10 protein-coding genes are annotated in these 12,351 nt (G+C 67.1%); 9 read left to right on the forward strand and 1 reads right to left on the reverse strand.

Going from position 1 to position 12,351, the window contains the following annotated elements:
• The 8 genes from ACTOWK_RS04800 to ACTOWK_RS04835 all read left to right on the forward strand — a co-directional run bounded on the left by ACTOWK_RS04800 (position 1) and on the right by ACTOWK_RS04835 (position 10,029).
• Complete coding sequence (locus tag ACTOWK_RS04800; RefSeq protein WP_441329050.1) at positions 1–1,011, forward strand: amidohydrolase family protein; 1,011 nt, start codon at positions 1–3, stop codon at positions 1,009–1,011.
• 67 nt (positions 1,012–1,078) lie between these two features.
• Positions 1,079–2,365 (forward strand): kynureninase, encoded by a 1,287-nt coding sequence (kynU, locus tag ACTOWK_RS04805; RefSeq protein ID WP_441329051.1) that lies wholly within the window; start codon positions 1,079–1,081, stop codon positions 2,363–2,365.
• Between the two features lie 148 nt (positions 2,366–2,513).
• Positions 2,514–3,884 carry an FAD-dependent oxidoreductase gene (locus ACTOWK_RS04810; protein ID WP_441329052.1) on the forward strand — a complete coding sequence of 457 codons (1,371 nt, stop codon included), beginning with the start codon at positions 2,514–2,516 and terminating at the stop codon, positions 3,882–3,884.
• Positions 3,885–3,888: 4 nt separating this feature from the next.
• Positions 3,889–5,340 carry an exodeoxyribonuclease I gene (gene sbcB / locus ACTOWK_RS04815; protein WP_441329053.1) on the forward strand — a complete coding sequence of 484 codons (1,452 nt, stop codon included), beginning with the start codon at positions 3,889–3,891 and terminating at the stop codon, positions 5,338–5,340.
• Between the two features lie 43 nt (positions 5,341–5,383).
• A complete protein-coding gene (locus ACTOWK_RS04820) occupies positions 5,384–6,070 on the forward strand; it encodes a DUF2461 domain-containing protein (protein ID WP_441329054.1) in 687 nt (228 codons plus the stop codon).
• Positions 6,071–6,947: 877 nt separating this feature from the next.
• The gene (locus tag ACTOWK_RS04825) at positions 6,948–8,117 is read left to right on the forward strand and encodes an MFS transporter (RefSeq protein ID WP_441329055.1); all 1,170 of its coding nucleotides are present in this window, start codon (positions 6,948–6,950) and stop codon (positions 8,115–8,117) included.
• 175 nt (positions 8,118–8,292) lie between these two features.
• The gene (locus ACTOWK_RS04830) at positions 8,293–8,844 is read left to right on the forward strand and encodes a DUF2939 domain-containing protein (protein WP_441329056.1); all 552 of its coding nucleotides are present in this window, start codon (positions 8,293–8,295) and stop codon (positions 8,842–8,844) included.
• A 669-nt stretch (positions 8,845–9,513) separates the two neighbouring features.
• Complete coding sequence (locus tag ACTOWK_RS04835) at positions 9,514–10,029, forward strand: CHRD domain-containing protein (RefSeq protein WP_441329057.1); 516 nt, start codon at positions 9,514–9,516, stop codon at positions 10,027–10,029.
• A 96-nt stretch (positions 10,030–10,125) separates the two neighbouring features.
• On the opposite strand, the gene ACTOWK_RS04840 is transcribed toward ACTOWK_RS04835, so the two are convergent.
• Entirely contained in the window at positions 10,126–11,046 is a 921-nt protein-coding gene (locus ACTOWK_RS04840; RefSeq protein WP_441329058.1) for a 5'-nucleotidase, read from the reverse strand.
• 174 nt (positions 11,047–11,220) lie between these two features.
• Between ACTOWK_RS04840 and ACTOWK_RS04845 the strand changes: the two genes are divergently transcribed.
• Complete coding sequence (locus ACTOWK_RS04845; protein ID WP_441329059.1) at positions 11,221–12,345, forward strand: type 1 glutamine amidotransferase domain-containing protein; 1,125 nt, start codon at positions 11,221–11,223, stop codon at positions 12,343–12,345.
• Positions 12,346–12,351: the final 6 nt, after the last annotated feature.

Genomic DNA, 12,351 nt, shown 5'->3' on the forward strand with positions numbered 1-12,351 from the left:
ATGCTCAAGATCGACACCCACGCTCATTATCTGCCGCGCGACTGGCCCGACCTGGCGCGCAAGTACGGCGACGAGCGCTTTCCGGTGATCCACCACACCGACGACGGCCGCCACCGCATCTACAAGGACGGCAAGTTCTTCCGCGAGATCTGGTCCAAGACCTGGGACCCGCAGGAGCGCATCGACGACTACGCGCGCTTCGGCGTGCAGGTGCAGGTCATCAGCACCGTGCCGGTGATGTTCAGCTACTGGGCCAAGGCCAACCAGGCCCTCGACCTGCACCAGGCGCTCAACGACCACATGGCCCAGGCCTGCCGCGACTATCCGCGCCATTACGCCGGCCTCGGCACGGTGCCGCTGCAGTCGCCGCGGCTGGCGGTGCAGGAACTCGAACGCTGCATGGACCAGCTCGGCCTGCAGGGTTGCCAGATCGGCAGCCACGTCAACGACTGGAACCTCGACGCACCCGAACTGTTCGAATTCTTCGAAGCGGCCAGCGACCTCGGTGCGGCGATCCTGGTCCACCCCTGGGACATGATGGGCACGCCGAGCATGCCGAAGTACTGGCTGCCGTGGCTGGTCGGCATGCCGGCCGAGCAATCGCGCGCCGCCTGCTGCCTGGTGTTCGGCGGCGTGCTCGAACGCCTGCCGAAGCTGAAGATCTGCCTGGCTCACGGCGGCGGCAGTTTCCCCTACACCATCGGCCGCATCGAACACGGCTTCAACATGCGCCCGGACCTGGTCGCGACCGACAACCCGCGCAACCCGCGCGACTATCTCAACCAGTTCTACTTCGATTCCTGGGTCGCCGACCCGCGCGCACTCGAATACCTGCTCGACACCTGCGGCGTGTCGCGGGTGATGCTCGGCACGGATTATCCGTTCCCGCTCGGCGAACAAACGCCCGGCGCCGGCATCGCCTCGCTCGATCTCGCACCCGCCGACCAGGCGCGGCTGTACCACGGCACCGCGCTGGAATGGCTGGGGCTGTCGAAATCGCGCTTCGAGTGAGTGCCCGGCCCAGCACGCCCTCGCACCCTCGCCTCCTATCACCGCTCCATGTTCCCAGGCCTTTCCCGTGACCGATTTGTCGTCCCCCGCCCATGCCGCCGCGCTCGACGCCGCCGACCCGTTGCCGACCCTGCGCGGCGAATTCCTGGTTCCCCGCCACGGCGAGCAGGAGCAGGCCTATTTCGTCGGCAATTCGCTCGGCCTGCAACCGCGCGGCGCACGCGCGCACGTCGAAGAGGTGCTGGACAAGTGGGCGATGGAAGCGGTCGAGGGCCACTTCACCGGCCAGGCGCAGTGGATGCCGTATCACGAACTGGTGCGCGACCCGCTCGCGCGCCTGGTCGGCGCGCAGCCCGGCGAAGTGATCGCGATGAATTCGCTGACCGCCAACCTGCACCTGATGATGGTCAGCTTCTACCGGCCGACCCGCGAGCGCCCGGCGATCCTGATCGAAGCCGGTTCGTTTCCGTCCGACCGCTACGCCGTCGCCTCGCAGATCGCCTTCCACGGTTTCGACCCGGCCACCGACCTGATCGAGGTCGAGCCCGACGAACCCGGCGGGCTGATCTCGATGGCGACGATCGAACGCGCCATCGCCGAGCACGGCCCGCGCCTGGCCCTGGTGCTGTGGCCCGGCGTGCAATACCGCAGCGGCCAGGCCTTCGACCTGCCGGCGATCGTGCGCCTCGCTCAGGCCCAGGGCGCGGTATGCGGCTTCGACCTCGCCCACGGCGTCGGCAACCTCGAATTGCAGTTGCACGACAGCGGCGTCGACTTCGCGGTGTGGTGCCATTACAAGTACTTGAACTCAGGCCCCGGCGCGGTCGCCGGCTGCTTCGTCCACGAACGCCACGCCCGCAGCGAGCGACCGCGCTTCGCCGGCTGGTGGGGCCACGAAACCTCGACCCGTTTCCGCATGGGGCCTGATTTCGTCCCGACCGCAGGCGCCGAGGGATGGCAGCTCAGCAACCCGCCGATCCTGGGCCTCGCCCCGCTGCGCGCATCGCTGGACCTGTTCGACCGGGTCGGCATGCGCGCCTTGCGCGAGAAGTCGCTGCGCCTGACCGATTACCTGGAAGCCCTGATCCGCGCGCGCCTTGCCGACACCCTCGACATCGTCACCCCGGCCGACCCGGCGCAGCGCGGCTGCCAGCTGTCGCTGCGGGTGATCGGAGGTCGCGGTCTCAGCGGCCGCGCCGCCGGCCGCGACCTGTTCGACTACCTCGCCGGCAACGGGGTACTCGGCGACTGGCGCGAACCCGACGTGATCCGCATCTCGCCGGCGCCCTTGTACAACACCCACGCCGACGTGCTGCGCTTCGCGCGGGCGGTGGAAGCTTGGAGGAGCGCTTGATTCTGCATTCGCTCCAGCCGGATTCGATTTCGTCCAGGCCGCATACGATCCGGCCATACGCATCCTCCTATCGTCATTCCCGCGAAGGTGGGAATAGCGACGGATACGCCGCCCTCGCCCCTATCGCCGACCGCAAGGACCCGACTCCTTGAACAACTCCGTCGTCCCCAAGCACATCACCATCATCGGCGCCGGCCTGGCCGGCGCGCTGCTCGCCACCTTGCTGGCGCGGCGCGGCTGGGAGGTCGATGTCTACGAGAAGCGCGGCGACCCGCGTCTGAAGGGCTATCAAGGGGGACGCTCGATCAATCTCGCCCTGGCCGAACGCGGCCGCCATGCCTTGCGCCTGGCCGGAGCCGACGACGCGGTGATGGCGCAGGCGGTGATGATGCGCGGGCGCATGGTGCATTTCCACGACGGCCGCACCGACCTGCAGCGCTACGGGCGCGACGACAGCGAGGTGATCTGGTCGGTGCACCGCGGCGAGTTGAACCTGATCCTGCTGCAGATCGCCGAAGACGCCGGCGCCCAGCTGCACTTCCATCGCGGCCTGCAATCGGTCGATTTCGAACGCCGCCTGGCGGTGTTCCACGACGACCGCGACGACAGCGCGCACGAGATCGTGTTCGACAGCCTGGTCGGCGCCGATGGCGCCGGCTCGGCCTTGCGCGGGGCGATGAAGCAGGCAGTGGAATTGGGCGAGCGCACCGAGTTCCTCGGCCATTCCTACAAGGAACTGGAGATCCCGCCCTCGCCCGACGGCGGTTTCAGCATCGAGCCGAACGCCCTGCACATCTGGCCGCGCGGCCGTTATATGTGCATCGCCCTGCCGAACGACGAACGCACCTTCACCGTCACCCTGTTCCTGCCCAACGAAGGCGACCCGAGCTTCGAGACCGTGCGCGACGGCGCCGACGCGCGCGCCTTGTTCGAACGCGACTTCGCCGACGCGGTGCCCTTGATCCCGCAACTCGAACAAGACTTCGAGCGCAACCCGGCTGGCCTGCTCGCGACTTTGTATCTGGACCGCTGGCACCTGGACGACCGCGCCGTGCTGCTCGGCGATGCCGCCCACGCGATGGTGCCCTTCCACGGCCAGGGCATGAACTGCGCCTTCGAGGACTGCGTCGCCCTGGCCGAGCGTCTGCTCGCCGACGACGACCGCGCCGCCGCCTTCGCCGCGTTCCAGGCCGAGCGCCTGCCGAGCGCGCGCGCGATCCAGGCGATGGCGCTGGAGAACTATCTGGAGATGCGCGACCGCGTCGATAACGACGATTACCTGCTGCAACGCGCCCTCGAGCACGAACTCGCCGAACGCCATCCCGAGCGCTTCATGCCGCGCTACGCGATGGTGACCTTCCACCGCATGCCCTACGAAGTGGCCTATGCCCGCGGCCTGCAACAACGCGAGCTCCTGGTCGAACTGACCCGGGGCCACGACAGCCTGGCCAGCCTCGACTGGCCCGCGGTCGATGCGCTGGTGCGCGAGCGTTTGTCGCCCCTGCCGGCGGACGATTGATCCCATGCCTGCCAGTTTTCTGTTCTACGACCTCGAAACCTTCGGCGCCGACCCGCGCACGACCCGCATCGCCCAATTCGCGGCGATCCGCACCGATGCCGACCTGAATCCGGTCGACGAGCCGATCAGCGTCTTCGTCAAACCCGCCGACGACCTGCTGCCCTCGCCGGTGGCGACCCTGATCACCGGGATCGCGCCGCAGGACGCCTTGCGCGACGGCGTCAGCGAGGCCGAGATCTTCGCCCTGATCTCCGACGAGATGTCGCGGCCGGAGACCTGCAGCGCCGGCTACAACTCGCTGCGCTTCGACGACGAATTCGTCCGCTACGGCCTGTTCCGCAATTTCTACGACCCTTACGAGCGCGAATGGCGCGGCGGCAACACCCGCTGGGACCTGCTCGACGTGATGCGCCTGGCCCATGCGCTGCGCCCCGAGGGCGTGGTCTGGCCGCAACGCGACGACGGCACTACCTCATTCAAGCTCGAACACCTGGCCGAAGCCAACGGTGTGCGCGAAGGCGACGCCCACGAGGCGCTGTCGGACGTACGCGCCCTGATCGGCATCGCGCGCAAGTTCAAGACCGCGCAGCCGAAGCTGTGGGAGTACGCCTTGCGTCTGCGCGACAAGCGCTTCGCCGCGACCTTGCTCGACATCATCGCGATGACCCCGGCTTTGCACGTATCGCAGCGCTATCCGGCCAGCCGCCTGTGCGCGGCGCCGGTAATCCCATTGGCGCGGCATCCGCGCATCGACAATCGGGTGCTGGTGTTCGACCTGGCCCAGGACCCGGCGGCGCTGTTGCGGCTGGCGCCGGACGAGATCGCCGACCGCTTGTACACGCCGACCGCCGACCTGCCCGAGGGCGAGGAACGCGTCGCGCTCAAGGAAGTGCATCTGAACCGCTGCCCGGCGCTGATCGCCTGGAACCATCTGCGCCCGGCCGATTTCGAACGTCTGTCGATCGACCCGGCCCAGGTCGAGTATCGCGCCGCGCAGATCCGCGAAGCCGGCCCGGAACTGGTCGAGAAAGTCCGCCGCGTCTACGCCAACGACCGCGCCCGCGAACCGTCCGATGTCGACGCCTCGCTGTACGACGCCTTCATCGGCGACGGCGACAAGCGCCTGTTCCGTCAGGTGCGGACCACGCCGCCGCAGGCGCTGGCCCAGGCCGCCTTCGATTTCCGCGACGCCCGCCTGCCGGAACTGCTGTTCCGTTATCGTGCCCGCAACTGGCCGCAGACCCTGGATGCACGGGAACGCGAACGCTGGGACGATTACCGCCGTCACCGTCTATACGACGAGGCCGGCCTGTCCGAGTATAGCTTCGAACGCTTCCATGCCGAACTGGCGCAGACCCGCGCGCTCGCCGGCGCCGATGGCGGCAAGCAGGCCTTGCTCGACCGCCTCGAGGCCTGGGCAGGCGATATCAACGCCGGCTTGAAGCCCGCCCTGTGATACTGCCCCTCCCCCGTTACGAGCCTGCCGAAGAGCCCGCCGCATGAGCCGCTATTTTTCCGAAGCCAGCTTCAAGTTCCTGCGTGCGCTGGCGCGTCACAACAATCGCGAATGGTTCCATGCCCATAAGTCCGATTTCGAAAGCCATGTGCGCGAACCCTTCCTGCGCCTGCTGACCGACCTTCAACCGGGCCTGGCCGAAGTCAGCCCGCATTACCGCTCCGAGCCGAAGAACGTCGGCGGCTCGCTGTTCCGCATCCAGCGCGACACCCGTTTCGCCAACGACAAGGCGCCGTACAAGACCCACCAGGGCGCGCGCCTGTTCCACGAACGCGGCCGCCAGATCGAGGCGCCCTCGTTCTACCTCCACCTGGAAGGCGGCAACTGCTTCATCGCCTCCGGCGTGTGGCATCCGCAACCCGAGTCGTTGCGCAAGATCCGCCATTTCGTGCTCGACAACCCGGGCAGTTGGAAGGCCGCTGCGCACGATGCGAAATTCCGCAAACGCTACGACCTCGACGACAGCGAAATGCTGACCCGCGCCCCGCGCGGCTTTCCCGCCGATTTCGAATTCGCCGACGACCTGCGACGCAAGAACTTCGTCGCCTTGCGGGCGATCGACGACGAGACCATGACCGGGCCGCGGTTGTTGAAGACGCTGGAAAAGGATCTGGCCGGGTTGGCGCCGTTCACCGATTATCTGTGCGCGGCGTTGGATCTGGAGTTCTGATTTTCGGGTTCTGATTGCCGTTCGTGGTAGCGCTGGCGCGTGCGGTCGCGTGGTCGCGGCTTGCGCCGCTCCTACCCAAGGGCACGACGTCCGTTGCTGTTGCCGTTGCCGTTGCCGTTGCCGAGATTTTGATCTGCTTTGCTTTGCTGCTTTGCCGGTCAAAAGCTGACCCGTAGGGCGGCCCGCAGGGATGCGGGCCGTGCGCAAGCAGGCCATGGATGGCCTGTCTGGAGCATCCCTGCGTCGGCTTCGATCTTGCGGGCTTGTGCCCTTGCAAGGAGAGCCCTTTTCTTTGGTTAGCTTTCTTTTGGGCTCAGCAAAAGAAAGTAACCCGGCCGCGTTAGCGGGCGGAAGCTTTGCTCTTGATTGAGGCTTCTTAAGAAACAAGATCAAACGCCAAAAGCTTCCGCCACTAAAGCGGCGGGTTACTTTCTTTTGTCTAAAGCAACAAAAGAAAGGTAACCAAAGAAAAATGCTTTGTTTTGAATCACAAGCCCGCACGATCGGTGCATCCGCAGGGATTTTTCATACGGGACATCCTTGTCCCGATGAAAAACGGCCTGCATCCATGCAGGCCGCCCTCCGGGTCTTCTGTTGCCTTCGCGAGTGCAAAGCTGCGCACAGCAAAGGCAAAGACAACTGCAGACCCTTACGGCAACGGTCGACGCTGCTCTTGGGTAGGAGCGGCGCAAGCCGCGACCAAAGAAACTGCGATAGCTCAAGCGCTCGCACTCCCTCAGGTCCGACCTACCGATCCGACACCGCATCGCCTGTCGGGCCGACCCAAAAACCTCCCGAAACCGCGCCCCACGGCAACCGAATCCCACACCGCTTCCGGTATCGTGAGCGGCATCCACCGCGCTTCGCCGAGCCCCACTTGTCCACCGCCGAATTCCGCCGCTACGCCCTGTTCTACCTCGGCTACTTCGGCATGCTCGGGGCGTATACGCCCTACATCGGGCGTTGGGTCAGCGCCAACGGCCACGGCGGGTATGCGGTCGGGGCGATGCTGGCGCTGTGGTACGGCGGGCGCATCCTGGCGCCGCCGACCTGGGCGCGGCAGGTCGCGCGCAGCCCGGCGCCGGGGCATTGGCTGGTCGCGGGCTGCGTGCTGGCCTTGGCGATGTTCGCCGGCTTCGCGCGCTTCGAGGGCGGCGCGATGTTGTTCGTGGTGATGGGCGCGTTCGCGCTGTTCTTCAACGCGGTCATGCCGCAGTTCGAGGCGATGACCCTCAACGCGCTCGGCACGCGCAATCACGACTACGGCAAGATCCGCATGTGGGGCTCGGTCGGTTTCCTGATCGTCGCGGCGAGCTACGGCTGGTTGCTCGACCGGCTCGGCAACGATGCTTTCGTCTGGCTGAGCTTGCCATGGCTGGTGTTGACCGTCGCCGCGGCCTGGCTGCACCGCGCCGATCCGCCGTCGCCGGCGCCGCTCGAAGGCGCGCCGCGCGAACGTCTGTGGCGGCGGCCGGGCACGCGCCGTCTGCTCGGCACGGTTTTGCTGGTGCAGCTGAGCTTCGGCCCGTTCTACGTGTTCTACACCCTGCAACTGCAGGCGCACGGCCACGACGGTTTCGCGGTCGGCCTGCTGTGGGCGATCGGGGTGATGTGCGAGATCCTGATGTTCTGGCAGGCGCCGCGGCTGGTGCAGCGCTTCGGTGCGCATCGCCTGATCGCGGCCTGCATCCTCGCGACCGCCCTGCGCTGGGTGATGGTGGCCTGGCTCGCCGATTCCTTCGCCTGGATGGCCCTGGCCCAGACCGGCCACTCGCTGAGCTTCGCCGCCTTCCACGCCGGCTGCATGCGGCGCATGGCCGAGTTGTTCCCGGCGCGCCGCGACATGGCCTCGGCGCAGGGCATGTTGTCCGGCTTCAGCGGCGGCATCGGCGGCGTGCTCGGCGCCGGCATGGCCGCCCTGGCCTGGCAACACGGTGGCGGCAAAGCGGCGTTCATGGCCGGCTCGGTATGTTCGCTGGCCGCCCTGGCCCTGCATTTGGCCGCACAGCGCTACGCGCGCGACGCACGCCCGGTCGAGATCGCCTGAGCCGCCTAGGGTGAACGAACGCCTCATGCATTCGGCCGGGGTTCCAGGCTGGAACGAGGCTTAAGGCGCGCTCGCATCCGCCGGAGCAACAGAAGTTCCAGCCCCCGCCAGGTTTCTTAAGCCAAGGTAAGGCCAGGGCCGTTACTCTGGCGGTCCGCCAACCTGGATCGTCGCGATGAAGAAATGGATAGCCGTGTTCGTCCTGGCCCTGGTCCTGTTGCTCGGCTACGTCGCCGCCGGGCCGTTCCTGACCGTCAATGCCATCCGCAGCGCGGTCAAGGAGCGCAACGCCGGCGAGCTCAGCAAACACGTCGACTTCGCCGCCTTGCGCCTGAGCCTCAAGGCCCAGGTCGACGATTACATCGTCCGCCGCGCCGGCCCCGAACTGCAGTCCAATCCGCTCGCCGCGCTCGGCATCAGCCTGGCCAGCGGCGTCGCAGGCACCGCGGTCGACGCCATCGCCACTCCGGTCGGCATCGGTGCGGTGCTCGAAGGCCGCAATCTGCTGCGCCGCCTCGATTCGTCCGCGCCGAGCCGCGACGCTTATGCGCAGGTGCCACCGGCGGAACCGCTCAAGCACGCCAGTTATCGCTTCGAATCGCCGTCTCGTTTCACCGCCACGGTCGCCAACGCCGACGGCGATCCGGTCGTGTTCGTACTGACCCGCGATGGCCTGAAGTGGCGCGTGACCGACGTCCGCCTGCCCCTGGAAAAGATGCTGCCCTGAACCAGGACGCTGGCAACGATAGCCGTCAATGGGCGGGCCGGCGCCTCCCGTTGCGAGGCGCTTCCGGCAGCCCCAGGGTAGGAGCGGCGCAAGCCGCGACCGCGCCGTAATGGTCTTGCGGCGTTTCGCTCAAGCAAGATCAGGAACAGGAACAGGAACAGGAACAGGAACAGGAACAGGAACAGGATCAAACGCCAAAAGCTTCCGCCACTAAAGCGGCGGGTTACTTTCTTTTGTCTAAAGCAACAAAAGAAAGGTAAACCAAAGAAGTTGCTTCTCTTTGAATCACTTGCCCGCACGATCGATGCCAACGCAAGGCTTTTTCATACGGGACATCCCTGTCCCGATAAAAAACGGCCCGCATCCCTGCGGGCCGCCCTTCGGGTCTTCGATCGCCTTCGCGAGTGCGAGGCTACGCACAGCCAACCACTACAGAAGCAAAATCGTTACGGCAATGGCAGTTTTGACAGCGCCGTGCCATTGCCATTGCTGTGATGGGGCTCGCGCGGAGCGAAACACCTGCACGAACCGAGCCAGAAATCCGGGTATTTCTGGCACGTTTGATGCCGGGAATGTTTTCACCCGCGGCTAACGGCTCTGGGAGCAGCGTCCGTTCGGACGCGTCTTGCGTCCGCCCGCAATGCGGGAACGATTCACGAGGACGACGACATGAAACGCATCGCTGCAGTTGCGATGGTCGCGTTGCTTCCGCTGGTTTCGGCTCAGGCCGAACACCGCGAGTTCCGCGCAGTCCTGGAAGGCAGCCAGGAAGTTCCGCTGGTCTCCACCGCCGCCAGCGGCGGGTTCCGTGCCCGCATCGGCGACGGCGGCGCGATCCACTATCAGCTTTCGTATTCCGGTCTCGAAGGCGACGTCACCCAGGCGCATATCCACGTGGGCCAGCGCAGCGTCAACGGCGGCATCGCCGTGTGGCTGTGCTCGAACCTGGCCAGCCCGCCGACGCCTCCTGGCGTCCAGGCCTGTCCGCCGGCGCCGGCGACCATCCAGGGCGTGATCATGGCCGCCGACGTGGTCGGCCCGTCCGGCCAGGGCGTCGCCGCCGGCGAGTTCGACGAACTGTTGCGCGCGCTGCGCGGCGGCAACGCCTATGCGAACGTGCACACCAGCAAGTTCCCCGGCGGCGAGGTGCGCAGCCAACTGGGTCATCATCACGACGACGATTGAGCGGGTCGCGTTAGAGCAGGTGCTTGAACCGCTGAGCGCGCCGCAGCTAGCAGCAGTTCATCGCCGCTGTCGCTCGCTTAAGCGAAACACGGCCGCCTAGCGGTTCGCGACTCCATGCGGCACATGCCCGGCGGCGACGTGGTCGCGCGCCGACAGGATGTTGTGCTCGGAGTCGTCGAAGAAGATGTCGGCGCCGAAGGCTTCCAGGAAGGGGCCTTTGGGACGACCGCCGAGAAACAAGGCCTCGTCGAGACGGATGCCCCACTCGCGCAGGGTGCGGATCACCCGCTCGTGCGCCGGCACCGAACGCGCGGTGACCAGGGCGGTGCGGATCGGTGCGTCCTGGCCGACCGGGAAGGCTTTCTGCAGGCGATGCAGAGCGTCGAGGAAGCCGCGGAACGGGCCACCCGAAAGCGGCTCGCCGGCATGGCTGCGCTCGTGCTCGGCGAACGCAGCCAGGCCGCCCTCGCGCGAAACGCGCTCGCCCTCGTCGTCGAAGATCACCGCGTCGCCGTCGAAGGCGATACGCAACTGGTCCGGGCGCAGATGCGGCGCCAGTCGCGACGGCGGAATCGCCGGCAGCAGGGTCGCCGCGGCGACGCCGGCGGCGAGCGCGGCGCTGACGTCCTCGGCATTGGCCGAGAGGAACAGGTCGGCGCCGAACGGACGGATGTACGGAAACGGCGGCGCGCCGTTGCTGAAAGCGGCGCGCTTGATCGACAGGCTGTGGTGGGCGATCGAATTGAAGATGCGCAGGCCGCTGTCGGCGGAGTTGCGCGAGATCAGGATCACCTCGACCCGCGGCGCTTCCGGCGGCGCGCCTTCGTTGAGCGCGAGCAGCTTGCGCACCAACGGGAAGGCGACGCCGGGACGCAGCACGTCGTCTTCGTGTTCGCGCTGGAAGTCGGCGTAGGCGTCGATACCCTCACGCTCGAACAGCGTATGGCTCTCTTCCATGTCGAACAGGGTGCGCGAGGAAATCGCGACGATCAACGGGTCGGCATCACGGTCAGGCATGCGGTCATTGTGCCCTGTCGCGCGCCACGCAGATAGGACGGAGTGCCCTGTGTCGGGGTCGGTCTTCGGCTACGCGCTGTACGCGCACGGTTGCCTGGGCCTTGGCCACCGCCGTTTGAAGTTTGCTTCACAGGCGCTGGCGAGACTGGCCTTCCTTCACACGCAGTCCTCACCATGAACCTCCGATCCCCGTCTGTGCGCCAACTGGCCCTGGGCCTGCTGCTGGCGTGCTCCGCCACCGGCCTCGCCCAGGCCGCCGACAAGGTCCTGATCGTGGTCAGCGGCGAAGGCCGCGACCAGGGCAAGACCCGTCCCGGCTTCGAGATGGACGAGTTCGCCCAGGCCTATCTGATCTTCCGCGACAACGGCCTCGCGGTGGACGTCGCCAGCCCGCGCGGCGGCGCCGCCGAGGCCGACAAGTACGACCCGAAGCTCGCCTTCAATGCGCGCCTGCTCGCAGAGGGCCAGGGCCTGCGCCAATTGGGCGCGACCTTGGCCACCGCAAGCTTGCGCGCCGAGGATTACGCCGCGGTCTACGTGGTCGGCGGCAAGGGCGCGATGTTCGACCTGCCGGAAGATCCGGCACTGAAACGACTGCTCGCCGAGGTGTACGAGCGCGGCGGCGTGGTCGCCGCGGTCTGCCACGGCCCGGCGGCCTTGGTCGACGTGCGGCTCGACGATGGCTCCTACCTGGTCGCGGGCCGCGCACTGACCGGTTTCAGCAACGAAGAGGAAGCGATCTTCGGCAAGCGCTGGGCCAAGCAGTTCCGTTTTCAGCTCGAAGACGCCCTGCGCGAACGCGGCGCACGCTGGCGGGAGGCGCCCTTGATGATGCCGGGGCTGGCCGTCGACGGCCACTTGATCACCGGCCAGAACCCCTACTCCACGCCGGCCGTCGCCGAAGCCATCGTCGCCGCGCTCGGGCGCACGCCGGTCGCACGCACGCCCTGGCGCGACGAACGCAGCCTGGCCCTGGTCGAGCGCCTGCTCGCTGGCGAGCGCGAGGCCGCGCACAAGGCGCTCGCCGACGATCCGGGCGCCTACCACGTGCCGCTGATCGGGCTGATCGGTTATTACCAGTTGCAGGCGCATCCGGAGCCGGACCGCACCCGCGCCGCTCTGGCGATCATGCAACTGGCCGCGCCGTATATGCCGGAGCCGCAGTTGCGCCTGGGCATGGCCGAAGCGCATTGGCGGCTCGGCGACGAGGCCCGGGCGCGGGCGATGATCGGCGAGGTGCTGGTCAGCCAACCGGACATGGCCGATGCTAAGCGCCTTCTCGAACGGATCGACGGCTGAGCGCTG

The sequence above is a fragment of the Lysobacter sp. CA196 genome, from assembly GCF_052078695.1.
Classification (GTDB): domain Bacteria; phylum Pseudomonadota; class Gammaproteobacteria; order Xanthomonadales; family Xanthomonadaceae; genus Lysobacter.

What these genes read in the sequence shown, in the direction of transcription:
- ACTOWK_RS04820 (WP_441329054.1), top strand. Translation starts at nt 5,384, where the DNA reads ATGAGCCGCTATTTTTCCGAAGCCAGCTTCAAGTTCCTGCGTGCGCTG.
- ACTOWK_RS04800 (WP_441329050.1), top strand. Translation starts at nt 1, where the DNA reads ATGCTCAAGATCGACACCCACGCTCATTATCTGCCGCGCGACTGGCCC.
- ACTOWK_RS04845 (WP_441329059.1), top strand. Translation starts at nt 11,221, where the DNA reads ATGAACCTCCGATCCCCGTCTGTGCGCCAACTGGCCCTGGGCCTGCTG.
- sbcB (WP_441329053.1), top strand. Translation starts at nt 3,889, where the DNA reads ATGCCTGCCAGTTTTCTGTTCTACGACCTCGAAACCTTCGGCGCCGAC.
- ACTOWK_RS04835 (WP_441329057.1), top strand. Translation starts at nt 9,514, where the DNA reads ATGAAACGCATCGCTGCAGTTGCGATGGTCGCGTTGCTTCCGCTGGTT.
- ACTOWK_RS04840 (WP_441329058.1), bottom strand. Translation starts at nt 11,046, where the DNA reads ATGCCTGACCGTGATGCCGACCCGTTGATCGTCGCGATTTCCTCGCGC.
- ACTOWK_RS04830 (WP_441329056.1), top strand. Translation starts at nt 8,293, where the DNA reads ATGAAGAAATGGATAGCCGTGTTCGTCCTGGCCCTGGTCCTGTTGCTC.